This window comes from Tsukamurella tyrosinosolvens (genome assembly GCF_900104775.1).
GTDB lineage: Bacteria > Actinomycetota > Actinomycetes > Mycobacteriales > Mycobacteriaceae > Tsukamurella > Tsukamurella tyrosinosolvens.
In genome coordinates this window covers 4,346,045-4,364,339 of the sequence record NZ_FNSA01000003.1, presented here as the reverse complement: position 1 = coordinate 4,364,339, position 18,295 = coordinate 4,346,045, and the positions used below count along the sequence as shown (strand labels likewise).

General features: G+C 72.2%; 16 protein-coding genes. 10 read left to right on the top strand and 6 right to left on the bottom strand.

The window, feature by feature from the left end; genetic code table 11:
- The first annotated feature begins 194 nt into the window (after positions 1–194).
- The 6 genes from BLW32_RS23710 (at position 195) to BLW32_RS23685 (ending at position 6,990) form a co-directional block, all read left to right on the top strand.
- On the top strand, positions 195–389 hold the full coding sequence (locus BLW32_RS23710) for a hypothetical protein (RefSeq protein WP_068522804.1): 195 nt from the start codon (positions 195–197) through the stop codon (positions 387–389).
- A gap of 55 nt (positions 390–444) precedes the next feature.
- Positions 445–2,283: an alpha/beta fold hydrolase gene (locus BLW32_RS23705; RefSeq protein WP_068741465.1), complete on the top strand. Its 1,839-nt coding sequence runs from the start codon at positions 445–447 to the stop codon at positions 2,281–2,283.
- A complete protein-coding gene (locus BLW32_RS23700) occupies positions 2,270–2,818 on the top strand; it encodes a hypothetical protein (RefSeq protein WP_074850816.1) in 549 nt (182 codons plus the stop codon). The genes BLW32_RS23705 and BLW32_RS23700 overlap by 14 nt, the downstream gene beginning before the upstream one ends.
- A 96-nt stretch (positions 2,819–2,914) precedes the next feature.
- Positions 2,915–4,009 carry an alcohol dehydrogenase family protein gene (locus BLW32_RS23695; protein WP_068741466.1) on the top strand — a complete coding sequence of 365 codons (1,095 nt, stop codon included), beginning with the start codon at positions 2,915–2,917 and terminating at the stop codon, positions 4,007–4,009.
- Positions 3,996–5,033 (top strand): proline racemase family protein, encoded by a 1,038-nt coding sequence (locus tag BLW32_RS23690; protein ID WP_225535613.1) that lies wholly within the window; start codon positions 3,996–3,998, stop codon positions 5,031–5,033. The genes BLW32_RS23695 and BLW32_RS23690 overlap by 14 nt, the downstream gene beginning before the upstream one ends.
- A 79-nt stretch (positions 5,034–5,112) precedes the next feature.
- Positions 5,113–6,990: an SDR family oxidoreductase gene (locus BLW32_RS23685; protein WP_068741467.1), complete on the top strand. Its 1,878-nt coding sequence runs from the start codon at positions 5,113–5,115 to the stop codon at positions 6,988–6,990.
- A gap of 4 nt (positions 6,991–6,994) precedes the next feature.
- On the opposite strand, the gene BLW32_RS23680 is transcribed toward BLW32_RS23685, so the two are convergent.
- Together BLW32_RS23680 and BLW32_RS23675 are read right to left on the bottom strand one after the other, a co-directional pair.
- Entirely contained in the window at positions 6,995–7,681 is a 687-nt protein-coding gene (locus tag BLW32_RS23680) for a response regulator (RefSeq protein WP_068522795.1), read from the bottom strand.
- Entirely contained in the window at positions 7,678–9,231 is a 1,554-nt protein-coding gene (locus BLW32_RS23675) for a sensor histidine kinase (protein WP_068741468.1), read from the bottom strand. Before BLW32_RS23675 ends, BLW32_RS23680 begins: the two co-directional genes overlap by 4 nt.
- An 18-nt stretch (positions 9,232–9,249) precedes the next feature.
- Here BLW32_RS23675 and BLW32_RS23670 point away from each other — a divergent pair, with 18 nt between their 5' ends.
- Complete coding sequence (locus tag BLW32_RS23670) at positions 9,250–10,677, top strand: cation:dicarboxylate symporter family transporter (RefSeq protein ID WP_068522793.1); 1,428 nt, start codon at positions 9,250–9,252, stop codon at positions 10,675–10,677.
- A 38-nt stretch (positions 10,678–10,715) separates the two neighbouring features.
- Here BLW32_RS23670 and BLW32_RS23665 read toward each other — a convergent pair whose 3' ends face one another.
- The 4 genes from BLW32_RS23665 to BLW32_RS23650 are packed head-to-tail and all read right to left on the bottom strand — an operon-like array spanning position 10,716 to position 14,378.
- The gene (locus BLW32_RS23665) at positions 10,716–11,255 is read right to left on the bottom strand and encodes a SecDF P1 head subdomain-containing protein (RefSeq protein WP_139286301.1); all 540 of its coding nucleotides are present in this window, start codon (positions 11,253–11,255) and stop codon (positions 10,716–10,718) included.
- A 27-nt stretch (positions 11,256–11,282) separates the two neighbouring features.
- Positions 11,283–12,440: a sulfotransferase family protein gene (locus BLW32_RS23660; protein ID WP_068741470.1), complete on the bottom strand. Its 1,158-nt coding sequence runs from the start codon at positions 12,438–12,440 to the stop codon at positions 11,283–11,285.
- Positions 12,433–13,212 carry an SDR family oxidoreductase gene (locus BLW32_RS23655; RefSeq protein ID WP_068741471.1) on the bottom strand — a complete coding sequence of 260 codons (780 nt, stop codon included), beginning with the start codon at positions 13,210–13,212 and terminating at the stop codon, positions 12,433–12,435. The genes BLW32_RS23660 and BLW32_RS23655 overlap by 8 nt, the downstream gene beginning before the upstream one ends.
- On the bottom strand, positions 13,212–14,378 hold the full coding sequence (locus tag BLW32_RS23650) for a hypothetical protein (RefSeq protein WP_068741472.1): 1,167 nt from the start codon (positions 14,376–14,378) through the stop codon (positions 13,212–13,214). The genes BLW32_RS23655 and BLW32_RS23650 overlap by 1 nt, the downstream gene beginning before the upstream one ends.
- A 92-nt stretch (positions 14,379–14,470) precedes the next feature.
- Between BLW32_RS23650 and BLW32_RS23645 the strand changes: the two genes are divergently transcribed.
- From BLW32_RS23645 to cysC, 3 genes are all read left to right on the top strand, one after another.
- Complete coding sequence (locus BLW32_RS23645) at positions 14,471–15,391, top strand: helix-turn-helix domain-containing protein (RefSeq protein WP_068741473.1); 921 nt, start codon at positions 14,471–14,473, stop codon at positions 15,389–15,391.
- Positions 15,392–15,476: 85 nt separating this feature from the next.
- A complete protein-coding gene (gene cysD / locus BLW32_RS23640; protein WP_068522787.1) occupies positions 15,477–16,391 on the top strand; it encodes a sulfate adenylyltransferase subunit CysD in 915 nt (304 codons plus the stop codon).
- 61 nt (positions 16,392–16,452) lie between these two features.
- Positions 16,453–18,285, top strand: a complete 1,833-nt coding sequence (gene cysC, locus BLW32_RS23635) for an adenylyl-sulfate kinase (RefSeq protein ID WP_068522786.1) — start codon at positions 16,453–16,455, stop codon at positions 18,283–18,285.
- Positions 18,286–18,295 lie beyond the last annotated feature (10 nt).

The following is an 18,295-nucleotide window of genomic DNA, read 5'->3' as shown; positions in this document are numbered from 1 at the left end:
TGTTCGGACGATGTACGGGAAGCGGATCCTGGCCCGCGCGCCCCGTGATCGGTGCGCCCGCGCGCCGCGAAGCCGTTGACGCTCCCGCGCGGGCGGAGCTACCTTCGCGCCGTTCCCGATTCGAGCAGCAGGACGGGGACGTTCACCCCAACATCCGACGACGCCGCTCGGCGGCGGAGACGAAGGGTTTTCTCATGACGGAGATGATTTCGAAGGTGAACCGGAGCGCTGTCCTCGCGGGGACCCCCGTGGACCTCGATCGGCCGGCGTACGTGGGCGCGACCGCGCCCGTGACCAGCGTGGGCTTCGCGGCCGGCGGCGGGGGCGGTGTCGACGTCGCGGGCATGGGCGGCGACGCCAACTTCGCGGCGGCAGCCGGCGCGTTCTGACCGGACGGCAGGTGGCCGCGCCCCGTCCCTCGCGGGGCGCGGCCCTTCCCACGTCATGCTCTCGATGCTGAACCGGATCCCGTTGCGCCGCCCGTCGATCGGGCGCGACGGTGCGCTCGACGGTGCCGAGCGGCTCGCCGCCGCCTGTCATGCGATCGCCTCCGCCGAGTACCTCGCGCGCGACATCGACCGCCGCCCCGGCGGCCTCGCCGACTGGCGTCTCGACCGCGAGGACTTCCTCACCCGCGCACCGCGCCTCGGTCCGCCGGTCGACGCCGTCTCCGGTCCCGCCGCGACGAACGCGCTGCACGTACTGCGGCTCGCGGCCGCCGCTGCAGTGCTGGCTCCCACCGCGCCGCGGGTGCGGTGCGCGGCGAACGCGACGCTCGGCGCGTCCTCCGCGATCCTGCAGCCGCGCAACCATTTCGGCGCCGACGGTGCCGACCACGTCTCGTTTCTCGTGTCCGCGACCTGTGCTCTCGCGCGCCTCCGCGGCCGCGACGCGCGGTGGGTGGACGCCTGCCTGTGGTACCTGGCCGCCCAGGCGACGCTGTCCTACGGCGCCTCCGGCTGGGTGAAGCTCACCAGCCCGGTGTGGCGGTCGGGGCGCGCGGTGATCGAGGTGACCCGCACCCGGACCTACGGTGATCCCCTGGCGTGGAGGCTGTTCCACGAACACCCCCGCACGACGGCTCTCCTCGAGCGCGGGGTCCTCGCGTGCGAGTGCCTGTTCCCCGCCGCACACCTGCTCGGGGGTCGTCCCGCGCCGTTCTTCGCTCTGGCGATGGGCTGTTTCCACCTCGCCAACACCCGGGTGATGGGGCTGGGGCGGTTCCTCTGGGCGTTCACCGCGATGTACCCGCCGCTGCTGTACGCGACCGACCGCGAATACCGGCCCGGTGGTGCCCGCGCGGGCGAATCCCCACGCAGCGACGCCTTCCCGCGCACCGTCGCTCTCGCCGCCGTGGGCGGAGCGGCCCTTCTCGCCGTGGAGAACGCGCGTCGCCGCCGCCGGGTCCGCGCCGGCCGCGGGGACGAGCGCGTCCTCGCCACCCGCGGCGGGGCGCTGCGCTACCGGGTAGCCGACGGGGCGGCCGGTCCGGACGCACCGGCGGTGATCCTCGTGCACGGCCTGGGCGCGGTGCCGGAAGGCTGGGAGTGGATCGCCGCCGACCTCGCCGAGGACCACCGCGTCGTCATCGTCGACCGGGCCGCCGCCCCGCCCTCGGGCCCCGGTCTCGACGCGGAGGTGGGGCGGCTCGTCGACCTGGCGCGGGCGGAGGGCGACGGCAGGCCGGTTCACCTGGTGGGACATTCGGTCGGCGGATACCTCGCGTTGCGCGCCGCCGGCGAGGTGGGTGCCGCCGTCGGCACCGTCAGCCTGCTCGACGCGAGTCACCCGGACCAACTCCGCCGCTCGCCGGCTCAGGCGACCGGCACCAGTCGGCTGGGACCCGCGCTCGGCATCATCGCCTGGTCCATGCGGCTGGGCCTGGGCCCGCTGGCACAGCGTCCCGCGTCCCTCGACCGCCTGCCCCGGGCCGTGCGCGCGGCGGCGCTCGACCGGTTCCGCGAACAGGGGCTGTGGGTGACCGCGCGGCACGAATGGCGCGGCCTCGTCGCGGATTTCGCGGTGTGCGGCGGCGCGCCGCCCACGACCGACGTCCCCCGCCTGGTGGTCACGGCGGAGACCAGCGAGGCCAACGACCCCGTGCACCGGGAGCTCCAGGACGAGTACGCCGCCGGCGGGATCCGGTCCCGGCGCGCCGTGATCGACGGGGCGGACCACGACGGCCTGCTCTACGACCGTGCGCACGCACGCCGGGTCGCGGCGGAGATCCGCGCGTTCGTGGCGTCCGAGTCGACGGTGGGTGGCGAGCATGTCCGGGCGTGACGGCGGCGCCCGGCTGCCCGCGCGGTCCGTCGAGTGGGGCCTCGCGGGCGCGCTGCTGGTCACCGCGGCGGCCCAGCATCCCAACAAGATGTTCGACCGGGTGCGGCGCCTGGATCCGATCGGGATCCTCATCCCCAATTGGCGCTTCTTCGCGCCGGAGCCCGCGCGGCACGACTTCCACGTCGTCCACCGGACCGTCGGGACCGACGGGGGCGTGACCGAGTGGCGGGAGACGGTCCCGTCGCGCCGGAGGACGTGGCGGCACGCACTCTTCTTCCCGGAGCGGCGCCGCGACAAGGCCTTGTCCGACGTCTGTACGGAGGTGGGTGTGGCCGCATCCCGCGGCGATGTCGAGACGAAGGCCGCGTACCGCATGTTGCGGGAGTTCGTCCGAGCGTCGGTGGTGGGCGCCGCGGGGGACGACTCCGGCCCCGACCTCGAGGGCTTCCAGTTCGCGGTGATCCGGTACTCCGGGTACGACGACTCCGAGGACCCTCAGCACGTCCTGGTCTCGGAGTTCGTCCCACTCGCCTGATCTGTAGCTGACGTCACGAAACGGCTGACGGCGGACGGGCTCGTGGTTAGCATCGAAGGGGTGGAGTCATCAGATCGATCCGGTGCTCCTGCGACGATGAGGGCCGTTCAGCTGGTCGCCCACGGCGGGTTGGACAACCTGGTCTACCGCGAGGACGTGCCGCTGCCCAGCCCCGCCCCCGGCGAGGTGCTCATCGACGTGCACGCCTGCGGCATGAACAACACCGACGTGTGGGTCCGCGAGGGCGCGTACGGCACCGAGACCGACCCCGCCTCCGTCTCGACGTGGCGCCGCGGGAGGTCCACACTGACCTTCCCCCGGATCCAGGGCGCCGACATTGTCGGGCGGATCGCCGCGGTCGGCGACGGGGTGGACGCGGACCGGGTCGGCGAGCGCGTGATCGTCGATTTCAGCATCTACAACCGGCCGGAGGGCGACGAGAGCCTGGCCGACATCGACTACATCGGCCACGGCCGCGACGGCGGATACGCGGAGTACGTCGCGGTCCCGGCCGAGAACGCGTACCGCACCGACGCCCCGATCGACGACGCCGAGCTGGCGACCTTCTGCTGCGCGTACCTCACCGCGGAGCAGATGCTCGACCGGGCGCGGCTGGCCTCGGGGGAGAGGGTCGTCGTCACCGGTGCCTCCGGCGGCGTCGGCTCGGCGATCCTCCAGCTCGCGCGGGTGCGCGGCGCCGTGCCGTACGCGGTGTCGAGCCGCGGCAAGGAGGGGGCGCTGCGTGACATCGGCGCAGCGGACGTCCTGATCCGGGACGACGGCGCCGACCTCGTCGCCGCCGTGGAGCAGGTGGTGGACGCGCCGGTCGACGTGGTCGCCGACCTCGTGGCCGGTCCGATGTTCAACGACCTGCTGCGGATCCTCCGGCCCGAGGGGCGGTACACCACCGCGGGCGCCATCGGCGGCCCCGTCGTGCAGCTGGACCTGCGCACGATGTACCTCAAGCAACTGGAGTTGCACGGCTCCTCGCAGGGCACCCGCAGCGCGTTCCGGCGGCTGCTCGGGTACATCGAGTCGGGCGCGATCAGGCCGCTGCTGTCCGGCACCTATCCGCTCTCGCGGATCCACGACGCGCAACGGGCCTTCCTGGGCAAGGGCTACGTCGGCAAGCTGGTCGTCGTGCCCGACCGGCACTGGGCGGACGTGGGGGCGCCCCATGCTGCGGCGTGAGTGCTCGCTCGAGCTGATCGACACGCAGTCGGGCGGCGACGTCAGTCGGATCGTCGTCGCGGGCATCGGGCCGATCCCGGGAGCGACGGTGCGCGAGAAGGCCCGGTACCTGCAGGCCGAGGGCGACGGGCTGCGGCGCCTGCTGCTCTCGGAGCCCTACGGCGACCCCGCGATGTCGGTGGACCTCATCGTCGAGCCGGGGCGCCCCGAGGCCCAGGCGGGCTACATCATCATGGAGGCCATGGGGTACCCGATGTACTCGGGTTCCAACACGATCTGCACGGCGACGGCGCTGCTGCAGAGCGGTGCCATCCCGATGCGGGAGGGCACGCAGAACGTGGTGCTGGAATCGCCCGCCGGCCTCGCCCGGATCGAGGCCGAGGTCAGGGGCGGTCGCGTGGAATCGATCACCACTCAGGGGGAACCCGCGTACGTCGCGCGGGAGGGGCTCGCCGTCGACGTGCCGTACTACGGCAGCGTCGGATTCGACCTGGTGTGGAGCGGCGCGTATTACGCCGTCATCGACGCGAGTGCCCACGACTTCACCCTCGCCTCCGACGAACAGATCGCCCTGACCGCGTTCGGCGATGCGTTCGTACGGGCGGCGCGACCGGACCTGCTGCAGGAGCACCCCGATCTCGGTGACGTAGGGCCGTTGTCGTTCGCGCACTTCACCGGGGAGGTCCGGCCGATCGGCGACGGCCGTTACGAGTCGCCGTCGGCGACGTACGTCCACCCCGGCGTGTTGTGCCGCAGCCCGACCGGAACCGGTACCTCGGCCCGCCTCGCGCTGATGCACCGGCGGGGCCAGATCGCCGAGGGGCAGTCGCTGGAGACGATCTCCCCGCGGGGCAACCGGTTCGTCGGCACCGTCCGGTCCGCGGGTCGGGTGGGCGAGTACTCGGCGCTGCACTCGGCCATCACGGGCCGTGCGCGGCTGATCGCGCACTCGCGATTGGTGGTCGACCTGGAGGATCCGCTCGTGGACGCCTCCGACTTGGAGAACCTGCTCACAGTGGAGTGACGGGGCTGGCGCGGAACTGACTTTGGAGTAAGGTTACTTCAAAGTCAGTTGCTGAGAGCCTCCCCGAGGAGTCGCACACATGAGTACCTACCTGATCACCGGCGCCACCGGTTTCCTGGGCCGCCGGATCGTCCCCCTGCTGCTGGAACGGGATCCCGAGGCGGTGGTCCACCTGCTGGTGCGACCGTCGTCGGCGTGGAAGCTCGACGCGTGGCGCGCCCGCTGGGGCGAGGACCGCGTCCGGATCCTGCCCGGCGATCTCGGCGCCCCCGGCCTCGGGATCGAGGCCGAGCCCGCGGGGATCGACGCGGTCCTGCACCTCGGCGCGGTCTACGACATGGCTGCGGGCGACGCGGCGAACGACCGGGTGAACGTCGAGGGGACCCGCGCCGTGATCGAGCTGGCGCGTCGCGCCGGCGCCGAGCTGCACCACGTCTCCTCCGTCGCGGTCGCCGGCGACTACCGAGGGACGTTCGGAGAGAACGACTTCGACCTCGGGCAGAGGTTCCCGTCGCCGTACCACCGGACGAAGTTCGAGTCCGAGAAGCTGGTCCGTGAGGCCGATGGCCTGCGCTGGCGCGTCTACCGGCCGGCCATCGTGGTGGGCGACTCGCGCACCGGCGAGATGGACAAGGTCGACGGCCCCTACTACTTCTTCCCCGCCTTCGACGCGCTGCGACGCGTGCCGTCGATGGTCCCGATGGTGCTGCCGGACACCGGCGATACCAATGTGGTGCCGGTCGATTACGTCGCCGAGGCCCTGGTCGAACTCATGCTGCGCCCGGAGGGAACCGGGCGGACCTACCACCTGGTGAATCCGGAGCCGCAGAGCGTCCTGGACCTCTACCGGGCCATCGCCCAACCCGCCGGGGCGCCCCGCGCGGTGGGCCGGGTGCCGCGCCGCGTGGTTGACCCCGCCCTCCGGGTCAGCGGGACGGGCAAGGTCGGCGTCGTGCGGGACACGTTCCTCAAGCAGGCCGGCATCCCGCCGAAGGCCTTCGAGAACCTCGGCTTCACCGCCACCTACACCTCCGAGCCGACGCAACGGGCGCTGGAGGGCACCGGGATCGAGGTGCCTCCGCTCAGGGAGTACGGGCCCCGGCTGTTCGGCTACTGGCGCGAGCAGCTCGATCCGGCACGGCTCCGCCGGCGCGACCCGATCGCCGGCCGGCACGTCGTCATCACCGGCGCCTCGTCGGGCATCGGCCGCCAGACGGCGATCGAACTCGGCGAGCGCGGGGCGCGCGTGATCCTGCTGGCGCGCAACGCTGCCGAGCTGGAGGCCACCGCTGAGCAGGTGCGGGCGACCGGCGGCGAGGCGTCCGCCTACGTGTGCGACGTGACCGACGGTGACGTCGTCGACGCGACCGTGGCGCGGATCCTCAACGATCACGGTCACGTCGACTACCTCATCAACAACGCGGGCCGGTCGATCCGTCGCTCGGTGAAGGCCTCCACCGGCCGGATGCACGACTTCGAGCGCACCATGGACGTCAACTACTTCGGCGCCGTCCGCATGATCCTCGCCCTCCTGCCGCACATGCGGGAGCGGGGATTCGGGCACGTGGTGAACATCTCGAGCATCGGCGTGCTCGCCCGCGGACCGCGGTTCGCGGCGTACGTCGCGAGCAAGGCGGCGCTCGACGCGTTCACCGACATCGCCGCGACCGAGACCCTGTCGGACCACATCACCTTCACCAACGTCCACATGCCGCTGGTCCGCACGGAGATGATCGCGCCGACCGAGGCCTACGACGACGCGCATGTGATCAGCCCCGAGAAGGCCGCCCGGATCATCATCAAGGCGATGCGCGACCGGCCCACCCGGGTGAACACGCCGCTCGGCGTCGTCGGCGCACTGGGCCGGACCTTCACCCCGCGCATCACCCGCCGGATGCTCCACCAGGACTACCTGACCACGCGCGATTCGTCGGCGGCCAAGGGCATCTCCGGCTAGGCCGTCACAACCAGCGGTAGCGCACCTCCGGGCGTCCACGGCCGCCGTACTCGGTGACCCGCTCGCACAGCCGGTCGTCCGCGAGGCGCTCGAGGTAGCGCCAGGCGGTCACCCGCGACATCCCCGTCCGGGCGGCGACGTCGGCGGCACCGAGGGGCCCGTCGGCGTGCCGCAGCGCGCCGGTGACGGCCTCCAGGGTCGACGGTGCCAGCCCCTTCGGGGCCGTCGTCTCGGCGGGGGCCTCGCGCAGCGCGGCGAACGCGGCGTCCACCTCCCGCTGGCCGACGTCGCCGCCGCCCAGCGCGTCGCGGAAGGAGAGGTAGCGGCGCAGCCGGTCCGCGAAGGCGGCGAAGGTGAAGGGCTTGATGAGGTAGAGGATCGCGCCGCTCGCCATCGCGCCGCGGACCGTCTCCATGTCGCGGGCCGAGGTGATCACCATGACGTCGGGCCGCGGGCGGACGGCGGCGAGGTCCGCGGCGAGGTCGAGCCCGCTGCGGTCCGGCAAGCCCACGTCCGCGAGCACCAGGTCGACGGGCGGGCCCGCGACGGCGGACCGTCGGACCTCACCGAGCGCGGCGGCGGCCGTTCCGGCGACCCCGGCGACCTCGAAACCGTCCATGCGCCGGACGTATTCGGCGTGCGCGCGGGCGATCTGCGGTTCGTCGTCGACCACCAGCACCCGGATCGTCATCGCTCTCCTTCCGGCAGGCGCACCGTCACCGTCGACGGCGCGCGCTCCGCCTCGATGGTGCCACCCGCCTGCCGCACCACCTGATCGACCAGCGCAAGACCGAGCCCGCCGCCGTGCAGGCGACCGCTGCGGTCCTTCGTCGAATAGCCGCGCGTGCGGGCACGGCCGAACTCGTCGGCGGACATGCCGGGGCCGCTGTCGGCCACGCGCAGCTCCCACACCCCGCCGGGGCTCGACGCCGAGAGCTCCACCCAGCCGCCCGGCCCCGCGGCGTCGATCGCGTTGTCCACCAGGTTGCCCAGGAGCGTCAGCAGCTGGACGTCGGGGAGCGGGGCGCGGGCGAGGTCCGTGCCCTCCGCGACGGTCAGCTCGACGTCGAGCGCGGACGCCGCGGCGGTCTTCGCCACGAGCAGCGCGACGGCGGACGGCGCGGGGTCCCCGGCGAGCCGGTCGATGAGCTGCTGCGAGGCGGACCGGTCGGCGACCGCCAGGTCCGCCGCCGCGGCGTCCTCGCCGAGCTCGATCATCGTGACCACGGAGTGCAGCCGGTTGGCGTGCTCGTGCGCCTGCGCGCTCAGGGCGTCGGCGAGGGACCGGGCGGTATCGAGCTCGCCGAGAACCGTCTGCAGCTCGGTGCGGTCGCGGACGGTGAGGACGGTGCCGATCGGGCCGGTCGGGCCGGTGACGGGGCGGCGGTTCACCAGGAGCACCCGGTTGCCGGTCACGTGCAGCTCGTCCTCCAGGTCGGCGGCGCCGCGCAGCGAGGGCGGCAGGTCGTTCTGCCCGACGTCGCCGTCCGGCAGCTCCAGGAGCCGTCGTGCCTCGTCGTTGACCACCCGGGCGGGACCGTCGGGCGCGTCCGCGTCGAAGACGATGAGGCCCTCGGAGAGGGTGTGCAGCACCGCGTCGTGGTGCTCGTAGAGGCCACGCAGGTCGTGCGCGGAGAGCCCGAGGGTCTGGCGGCGCAGCCGCCGCTGCGCGAGGGCCGAGAGCGCGACCAGCAGGAGCAGCGCCGCTGCGACGACGGCGAGGATCCGGGGCAGCGCGTCGCGCACCTGGTCGCCGAGCCGGGCGCGGGTCACGCCCGCGGAGACCAGCCCGACGAGGGTGCCGGAGGCGTCGTGCACGGGCGTGACGGTGCGGATCGACGGGCCGAGGCTGCCCGCGTAGGTCTCCGTGAACGTCTCGCCCGCGAGCGCTCGGTCGATGCTGCCGGTGAACTTGCCGCCGATGAGCGCGGGGTCGGCGTGGCTCAGGCGGGTGCGGTCGGGGCGCATGACCACGACGAAGTCGAGGCCGCCCAGTGCCCCGACCCGCTCCGCGACGGGCTGCATCACCGCCGGCCCGTCCGGGGCGGCGAGCGCCGCCACCGTCGACGGGGACGCGGCCAGCGCTACCGCGGCGGCCCGCGTCTGCGCCCGGGCGGTACGGTCACCGTCGTCCCGCGCCTGGGTCACGACCAGCCACGACGCGCCCACGGCGATGGTCAGCAGGATCGCCACCTGGGCCAGGAACGACTGGGCGGCGACGCTGCGTGCTCTGTTCCTCACAGGTACGACGTTTACACAATGAACACAAGCTGTGCCGCAGGTCACAGTTCTCGCAAGATCTATCCAGGCTCTTTCAGCCCATCGATCAAGGAGGACGCCGTGGCGGCTCAAGGAAAACGCGACAGGACGCACTGGCTCTACATCGCGGTGATCATCGCCGTGGTGGCCGGCGTGATCGTGGGCCTGGTGGCCCCCGAGTTCGGCAAGGGGCTCAAACCCCTCGGCGACCTGTTCGTCAGCCTGATCAAGATGATGATCAGCCCGGTGATCTTCTGCACCATCGTGCTCGGCATCGGCTCGGTGCGGGCCGCGGCCAGCGTCGGCAAGATCGGCGGCCTGGCGCTCGGCTACTTCATCGGCATGTCGACCTTCGCGCTCGGGATCGGCATCGTGGTGGGCAACCTGCTCAAGCCCGGCACCGGGCTCGGCATCCACGCCGACCCGACCGTCGGCGCGAAGTACGCGGACCAGGCGCACGCCGCGGGCGGAACCTGGGGCTTCATCCAGGGCATCGTCCCGGAGACGCTGTTCTCGGCGCTCACCGCGGGCAGCGTGCTCCAGGCGCTGTTCGTCGCCCTGCTCGTGGGCTTCGCGTTGCAGGCCATGGGCCCCGCGGGTGAGCCGGTGGTGCGCGCGATCGGCGTGCTGCAGAAGCTGGTCTTCCGCGTGCTGGTGATGGTGCTCTGGCTGGCCCCTGTGGGCGCCTTCGGCGCGATGGCGGCAGTGGTCGGGGCGACGGGCTTCGACGCCGTCATCCAGCTCGGCTGGCTGATGCTCGCCTTCTACATCACCTGTGCGCTGTTCGTCTTCGTCGTGCTCGGCACGCTGCTGCGCTTCGTCACGGGCCTGTCGGTGTTCAAGCTCGCGCGGTACCTCGGCCGCGAGTACCTGCTCATCGTCGCGACGTCCTCGAGCGAGTCGGCCCTGCCGCGGCTCATCGCCAAGATGGAGCACGCCGGCGTGGAGAAGACGACGGTCGGCATCGTGGTGCCCACCGGCTACTCCTTCAACCTCGACGGCACCGCGATCTACCTGACCATGGCCTCGCTGTTCATCGCCGACGCGATGGGCTCGCCGCTGAGCTACGCGGAGCAGTTCTCGCTGCTGCTGTTCATGATGATCGCGTCGAAGGGCGCTGCGGGCGTCACCGGCGCCGGCTTGGCGACCCTGGCGGGCGGCCTGCAGAGCCACCGCCCCGAGCTGCTCGGCGGCGTCAGCGTGATCGTCGGCATCGACCGGTTCATGTCGGAGGCTCGCGCGCTCACCAACTTCTCCGGCAACGCGATCGCCACGCTCCTCATCGGCAAGTGGACCTCCACGGTCGACCTGGCGCAGACCCAGCGCGTGCTCGACAAGCAGGACCCGTTCGACGAGGCGACGATGGTCGACGACCACGGCGCCGAGGGACCCGCCGGCCCGGATACGAAGGTGGCCGCCGCGCACTGACCCTCTCCCACAGTCGAAGCCGTCCCGACCGCCCGCGGTCAGGACGGCTTCAGCTGCTGTGCGAGGTCGCGGGCCTGCTGCTCGGTGAAGCCGCCCGCCAGCTGGATCCGGCCGCCGTCGATGCCGCTGCGGATCACCGGCGCGGACACGACGCGCGCCCCGACCACGATCGCCAGCTGTTTGTTCACATTGCGGGCGGTGGTCTCGGCGACCGCGCGGCTGTCGGCGGCGTCGAGCTGGAACGTGACGAGCCACTGCCCGGATTGCTCCGTGACGCCCGCGTCGGTCGCGGGCGCGTGCGTCACCGACGGCTCGAGCCGGTAGAGCATCGGGCCGGTGCGCTCGCAGAGCTCCGCCGTCGCCGACGGTGCCGGGGTCGCGGTGGGACACGCCCTGGATCCGACGGGTTCGGCGGAGGTCACCACGCGCAATTGTGGCGCCACCACCGCGGGGGACGCGCTGCTCGGGGGACTCTCGTGCCCGCCGTTTCCGGACTGGCCGCACGCGGCGGTCGCGGTGAGGGCGGCCGCTACGACGGTCGCGGTGGTCGCGGTCCGGATTCCTCCTCGATTCGCCATGGTCCCGAGGGTAGGCCCGGCGGGCGCTCAGCGGGCGAAGCGCGCGCGAACCGCATCCTCCGTGAGCCCGTAGTCTTCCAGTGCATAGGAGTGGTTGGGGCGCCGGGCGCCGGATCGGCTGGCGTCGTGCATCGCCGACATCGCCTGTTGCGCATCGCCGGTCAGTTCCAGGCCGAACGATCCGTAGATGTTCCCGACGGTGCCGAGCGGGTCGGCGACGAGGTCGCGGTAGTCCACGTCCACGAACTGGGCGCCGCGCCCCGCGGCGGTGTGCCGCGCGCGGGCCTGGTCGAAGGCGGCGAGCCCGCGGGCCCAGGTGTCCAACTGGTCCGCGCCGATGGTCGCGCCGGTGAACGCCGTCGACCAGCCCTCCGTGGCGTGCTGCGCGAGCGAGCAGACGGAGGCGATGATCGTCTCGGCCGGCCGGTGGCACTGCACGATCAGGGCGTCCGGGTACACCTCGAGCACGGCCTCGAGCGCGAACAGGTGGCTCGGATTCTTGAGCACCCACCGCTTGCCGGGATCGTTCATGCCGATCAGCTGCAGGTTGCGCTTGTGCCGACGGTACGCGGGCGTCCAGTCCTGCTCCGCCAACCACGCGGCGTACGACGGGACGTGCGCGAGGCACTCGTAGGAGACGGAGTGGACGGACTGACGCAGCAGCTGCCAGCACTCCTCGACCTCCGAGGCCGACATGTAGTGCAGCCCCATGAATTCCGGGTGCTCGGTGTGGTGCTGCGCGTACTGCTCGTCGAGGAGCCGGTACACAGGGTTCTCCGCCCAGGTCGCGCGCGGGGGCCGCGGCTGCGGCACCTCCGCCAGCCACATCTGCAGGCCCTGGTTACCGGGATCGGCGTCGAGCAGGCGGTGCAGCGCCGTCGTTCCCGAGCGGGGGAGGCCGGTGACGAACATCGGTCGCTCAATGGCGGTCTCGGCGTGCGCGGGGTTCGCCGCGAACGCCGCCTCGCTGATGAGCCGGGCCGAGAGCGCGCCGCGGAGGAACACCCGGGAGAGCTTCGAGCCGAGTTCGGTGAGCGCCGCCTCCTCACGGTAGGAGTCGAGGAGGACCTGCAGGGCCTCGCGGTAGCCGTCCGACGGGTCGCCGAAGTCGCTGAGCCCGGTGCGCCGCATCGCGGACTCGTGCAGGTCGTCGACCGTGCCGACGGACGTGATGATCTCAGACATGGAACTCTCCGCAGTTGACGTCGAGCGTCTGGCCCGTGATGCCGGACGCGCGGGGTGAGGCGAGGAACAGGACCGCCGAGGCCACCTCGTCCTCGGTGGGCAGGCGACGCAGGTCGGAGTTGCTCGCCGCGTCGGCGTAGTCCTCCTCCACCGTGACGCCCTTGGTGCTCGCGCGGTACTCGAAGTAGGCCTTGAGCGTGTCGCCCCAGATCCATCCCGGCACCACGGAATTGATCCGGATGCCCTCGGGGCCGAGCTCGGTGGCGAGGGACTGCGCGAGCGCGAGCTGCGCCGTCTTCCCGGCCTTGTAGCCGCCGTAGCGCAGGTCGGAGTGGCGGATCACCATCGAGTTCACGTTCACCACGGCCCCGCCGCCGTCCGCGGCGGCGAGGGCCTCGCGGAAGGCGAGCACGGTGCGCAGCGCGCCGAGCGCCATGAGGTCGACGCTCTGCAGGATGTGCGCCGGGTCGGTCTTCACCAGGCGCTGCATGGACGGATACGTGAAGGCGTTGTTGATCACCGCGTCGACCCGGCCGAACCGCTCCTGCACCTGCGTCGCCAGCGCGGCGAGCGACTCCTCGTCGGTGATGTCCGCGGGGATCGCGACAGCGCCGTCGATCTCGGCGGCCATGGCCTCCAGCCGCTCCGCTGTCCGTGCGACGAGGACGACCTGCGCGGCCTCGTCGGCGAACCGTCGGGCGAGCACCGCGCCGAGGGCCGGCCCGGCCCCCGCGATGACGACGACCCTGCCGTCGAGTCCCAGCCCGGCCATCAGCCGACCATCCTTTCGCCGATGAGCCGCGCCCGCTCCGCGATCCGGGCGCGCCACGCGGCGCCCTCGATGCGGTTGGCCGCGTAGTGGGGGAGATGCTGCGCGACGTCCGCGAGCGGGACCACCTGCGCGGTGGGACCGTCGGCGGCCGACAGCGGGGAAGCGGTGCGCTGCCAGCGGAACTGGAGGTAGCCGCGACGGTGGCCGAGCGTCTCGATCCAGTTGGTCACGCCGGGGTCGTTCTGCGCGACGACGATCCGGATCATGCCGTCCGGATCCACCTGCGCCTGCGCGCCGTTGAGCGAGGTCTGGTGGTGGATGTAGTCGAGCGAGATGTACCAGAGGCTGCCGAGCTGGAAGCCCAGGTAGGGCGCGTCGCCGCGGGGGATCGTGATGATCAGCGCCTGATCATCGGCGAGGTCGTAGTGCCCCACCGAGGAGAACTGGGTGGCGAGCCCGCCGGGCGTGAGCCGCGGGGCCGTCAGCGTGTTCACCGGCAGGGGGTCGTAGAACCACTTGGGGAACTGGAGCCAGGTCTTCACGCGGTTCACCAGTTGCTTTCCCGCGGCGGCGTACCGCTTGGCCATCAGCTCGGGGGTGACCGGCGGCGGGGCGGTGCCCACCGTGTCGGTGCGCGCGATGGCGAAGGTGCTGCGCTCCGCCGCCCAGTCGTCGAAGACCTCGCGGATCACCAGCTGCGCTTTGCCGGGCGGCAGTCGGTAGTAGGAGCCGGGGACGGGTTCCCCGGGGCCGAACCGCACCTCGAAGCGGCCGTCGGCGTCGACGGTCAGTTCGCGGTCGTCGAAGGCGACGGTGCTGGCCGGCACGTTGTCGTCGGTGTACTCGCCGCCGCCGAGCACCTGGAAGCTGATATCGCACGTGGTGCCGCGCCGACCGGTGACGACGTACTCGTGCGCACCGTCGACCCGCGCGCCGAAGTACAGCGTGTCCGGGTTGTCGAGGCCCATCTTGGTGAACGGCCCGGTGCCGCTGAGCAGGAACGGGTGGTCCTTGTCGAAATGGAAGGCGCCGTGCACGCAGGCCGCCACGCCCTGCGCGAGGTACTGCAGGCCCTCCAACAGGTCGGCCTCGGTCTCGATGTGCGGTGCCGCGGCGACGAGGCCCTCGGCCTCGGTGATCGCCGCGACGAGCGGATCGCTGTACATCCCACCTCCGATAGTGGTACAAATGTGGACCAATGCGGTAGAACCTGTTCCAGACCGTAGGCGCAGGCGCGGACGAGTGTCAAGGAGTGGCGATGACGGAAACGGTGGAGCCGGCGGAGCGGGCCGGGGCGGCGGGGCGTACGTCGCCGCCGACTGCGCGCGTGGTGGCCGTCCTCGACTTCCTGTCCCGGCACGAGCGCGAGCGGTTCGGCATCTCGGAGCTCGCGCGGCGCGTGGGCCTGAGCAAGCCGACGTGCCTCGGCATCGCCGCCACGCTGGTCGAATCGGGGTACCTGATCCGCGACGACCGGGACAAGACCTACCGCCTCGGGCCCGCGCTGATCCCGCTCGGCCGGGCCGCCCGCACCTCGCTGCGGGCCGACCCCGCCGGCGGCGACGTGCTCGCCGGGCTCTGGGAGGCCTACGGGCACCCGGTCTCCCTCTCGGGCGTCGTCGGCGACCGGGTGACGGTGCTCGACGTGGCCGTCGATCCCGGTCGCCCCGCGATGGTGAAGGTGGGGGACAGCTACCCGTTCACCCCGCCGATCGGGCTCATGTACGTGCTCTGGGACCGCACCGGCCGGCTCGAACGGTGGCTCGCCCGCGACCGGGTCCGCGCCGACGGGGACCGGCTCGCGCGGGTCATCGAGACCTGCCGCGCCGACGGCTACCTCGTCGAGCTGCTCACCCCCGCGGGGCAGCAGCTGTACCGGCTCATGGCGGGCGTGCCGGGCGACATCCCGGCCGAGTTGCGGGCGCTGCTCGGCGAGGTGGTCGCGGGCATCGGCGACCGCGTCCACCTGCGGGGCGAGGCGGACGCGGCCGGAGCGTCGCAGAACGTCAGCGTGATCTCGGCGCCCGTCTACGACGGTGACGGCGCGCAGGCGATGGTGGCGAGCCTGTACGTCAGTGCCGAGCTGGACGAGGCGGGGATCGCCGAGCGGGCGGCCGCCCTCATCGCCGCCGCCGACCGCATCACCGTGCGGATCGGGGGCCGTAAGCCCGGTCGCTGAGAGGTGTTGACAGGCGGCGAGAACACGTTCTAATCTCCGGAACAAGAATGGACCATGGCGGTCCAAATATGAACCGGAGGTTGGAGTGGTGGAGACGACGGTCGCCGCGGATCATCTGCGGGTCCTCGAGGCGGAGGCGGTGTACGTCTTCCGGGAGGTGGCCGCCACCTTCGAGCGGCCCGTGCTGCTGTTCTCGGGCGGCAAGGATTCGGTGGTCATGGTGCACCTCGCGGCCAAGGCCTTCTGGCCCGCCGCGATCCCGTTCCCGGTGCTGCACATCGACACCGGGCACAACTTCGACGAGGTGCTCGCGTTCCGCGACCAACTCGCCTCCGAACGCGGCCTGCGGCTGGTGGTCGGCAGCGTGCAGGACGACATCGACTCGGGTGCCGTCGTCGAGCCCACCGGTCCCGGTGCCACGCGCAACCGGCTGCAGACGGCGACGCTGCTGCGCACGATCGGCGAGCAGCGGTTCGACGCCGCCTTCGGCGGGGCCCGCCGCGACGAGGACAAGGCCCGCGCCAAGGAGCGGATCTTCAGCTTCCGCGACCGCTTCGGGCAGTGGGACCCCCGCGCGCAGCGCCCCGAACTGTGGAACATCTTCAACGGCCTGCACACCAAGGGCGAGCACATCCGCGTCTTCCCGCTCTCCAACTGGACCGAGCTGGACATCTGGCAGTACATCGCCGCCGAGGCGATCGCGCTGCCGTCGCTGTACTACGCGCACGAGCGCGAGGTGATCGAGCGCGACGGGATGCTGCTGTCGACCGGACCGCTCGTCGCGCCCCAGCCCGGCGAGACGCCCCAGCGCCGGACCGTGCGCTTCCGCACCGTCGGCGACGCGACGTGCACCGGCGCCGTGGAATCGGACGCCACCACCCCCGACGCCGTCGTGGCCGAGGTCGCCACCACGCGCATCACCGAGCGCGGTGCGACCCGCGCCGACGACCGGATCTCGGAGGCGGGCATGGAAGACCGGAAGAAGGAGGGCTACTTCTGATGGACGCGCGAATGTTGGTGAGTGGCTCGGTGGTCGCGGAGACCGGAGAGGGCTACTTCTGATGGAGATCCTGCGCATCGCGACCGCCGGCAGCGTGGACGACGGCAAGTCCACGCTCATCGGGCGGCTGCTCTACGAATCCAAGGCCGTGCTGGAGGACCAGCTCAGCGCCGTCGCCGCGACCACCGCCGCCCGGGGCGAGGAGGGAGTCGACCTCGCGCTGCTCACCGACGGCCTGCGGGCCGAGCGCGAGCAGGGCATCACGATCGACGTGGCCCACCGCTACTTCGCCACCGCTACAAGGAAGTTCATCCTCGCCGACACCCCCGGCCACGAGCAGTACACCCGCAACATGGTCACCGGGGCGTCGACCGCCGACGTGGCGCTGATCCTCGTCGACGCCCGGCACGGCCTCACCCGGCAGTCCCGCCGCCACGCCTTCCTCACCTCGCTCCTCGGCGTCGAACACGTCGTGCTGTGCATCAACAAGATGGACCTGGTGGGCTTCGACCGCGCCCGCTTCGACGCCATCCGCGCCGAGTTCGCCGAGTTCGCGGCCAAGCTCGAGGTGCACGACGTGGAGGCCATCCCGGTCTCGGCCCTGTTGGGCGACAACGTCACCGAGCGGTCGGACAATACGCCCTGGTACGACGGGCCGTCGCTGCTCTACCACCTGGAGAACGTGCACGTGGTGAGCGACCGCAACCTCATCGACGCGCGCCTGCCCGTGCAGTACGTGATCCGCCCCCGCGACAGCGACTTCCGCGGCGTGGCCGGCACCGTCGCGTCCGGGGCGTTCGCGGTCGGCGACGAGGTGGTCGCGCTCCCGTCGGGCTTCACCACGACGGTGGCCGAGCTGTACCGGCCCGGCGGGGCGAAGGCCGACCGGCTGGAGGCGGGGGAGGCCGCGTGCGTACGGCTCGCCGACCACCTCGACGTGGGCCGCGGCGACGTGCTCTGCCGGCCCGCCAACCGGCCGCAGTCCGCGACCGACCTGGACACCACCGTCTGCTGGTTCTCCGACACCGCGAAGCTCACCGTCGGCGCCGAGTACCGGATGCTGCACGCCCACAGTTCCGAGCCCGTGCGGGTGGAGGCGCTCGACTACCGGCTGGACACCAGCACCCTGCACCGCGACCAGGACGCCACCGAGCTCGGGCTCAACGACATCGGCCGCGTGCAGCTCACCGCGCGCCGCCCCGTCCTCTTCGACCCGTACCGGCGGGGCCGCACCCTCGGCAGCTTCGTGCTGGTGCACCCGCAGACCAACGAGACCGTCGCCGCCGGGATGATCACCGGCCCCACGTTGAAATCCAGTGCCGTCGTCTGGCACGGCGCGGCCGTGCGCCGCGAGGACCGCGCGACGCGCGGCGGCACCGTCTGGCTGACGGGGCTCTCCGCGTCGGGCAAGTCGACGGTGGCGTGCGAGCTCGAGCGCCTGCTGGTCGCGCGGGGCGTGCCCGCCTACCGGCTCGACGGCGACAACCTGCGGCACGGGCTCAACGCCGACCTCGGTTTCTCGGCCGCCGACCGCGCCGAGAACGTGCGCCGCGTGGGGGCCGTCGCGCAACTGCTCGCGGACGCGGGCACGGTGGCGATCGCGTCGCTGATCAGTCCGTACCGCGAGGACCGCGACCGGATCCGGGCCCAGCACGAGGAGGCGGGCCTGCCGTTCGTCGAGGTCTTCGTCGACACCCCCGTCGAGCTGTGCGAACAGCGCGATCCCAAGGGGATGTACGCCAAGGCGAGGGCCGGTGAGATCCCCGAGTTCACCGGCATCAGCGCGCCCTACGAGGAGCCGGAGCGGCCCGAGCTGGTGCTGCGCCCGGACGACGGGGAGCCCGCGGAACAGGCGCTGGTGGTGCTGGACCGCTGGCTGAAACTCCGGCCGTGAATCACCCGTC

Bases quoted from the DNA above. Each gene is read 5' to 3' on its own strand.
- BLW32_RS23685 (WP_068741467.1), top strand. From the start codon at position 5,113: ATGAGTACCTACCTGATCACCGGCGCCACCGGTTTCCTGGGCCGCCGG.
- BLW32_RS23680 (WP_068522795.1), bottom strand. From the start codon at position 7,681: ATGACGATCCGGGTGCTGGTGGTCGACGACGAACCGCAGATCGCCCGC.
- BLW32_RS23690 (WP_225535613.1), top strand. From the start codon at position 3,996: ATGCTGCGGCGTGAGTGCTCGCTCGAGCTGATCGACACGCAGTCGGGC.
- BLW32_RS23670 (WP_068522793.1), top strand. From the start codon at position 9,250: ATGAACACAAGCTGTGCCGCAGGTCACAGTTCTCGCAAGATCTATCCA.
- BLW32_RS23710 (WP_068522804.1), top strand. From the start codon at position 195: ATGACGGAGATGATTTCGAAGGTGAACCGGAGCGCTGTCCTCGCGGGG.
- BLW32_RS23705 (WP_068741465.1), top strand. From the start codon at position 445: ATGCTCTCGATGCTGAACCGGATCCCGTTGCGCCGCCCGTCGATCGGG.
- cysC (WP_068522786.1), top strand. From the start codon at position 16,453: ATGGAGATCCTGCGCATCGCGACCGCCGGCAGCGTGGACGACGGCAAG.
- BLW32_RS23695 (WP_068741466.1), top strand. From the start codon at position 2,915: ATGAGGGCCGTTCAGCTGGTCGCCCACGGCGGGTTGGACAACCTGGTC.
- BLW32_RS23650 (WP_068741472.1), bottom strand. From the start codon at position 14,378: ATGTACAGCGATCCGCTCGTCGCGGCGATCACCGAGGCCGAGGGCCTC.
- BLW32_RS23660 (WP_068741470.1), bottom strand. From the start codon at position 12,440: ATGTCTGAGATCATCACGTCCGTCGGCACGGTCGACGACCTGCACGAG.
- BLW32_RS23655 (WP_068741471.1), bottom strand. From the start codon at position 13,212: ATGGCCGGGCTGGGACTCGACGGCAGGGTCGTCGTCATCGCGGGGGCC.
- BLW32_RS23665 (WP_139286301.1), bottom strand. From the start codon at position 11,255: ATGGCGAATCGAGGAGGAATCCGGACCGCGACCACCGCGACCGTCGTA.
- BLW32_RS23700 (WP_074850816.1), top strand. From the start codon at position 2,270: ATGTCCGGGCGTGACGGCGGCGCCCGGCTGCCCGCGCGGTCCGTCGAG.
- BLW32_RS23645 (WP_068741473.1), top strand. From the start codon at position 14,471: ATGACGGAAACGGTGGAGCCGGCGGAGCGGGCCGGGGCGGCGGGGCGT.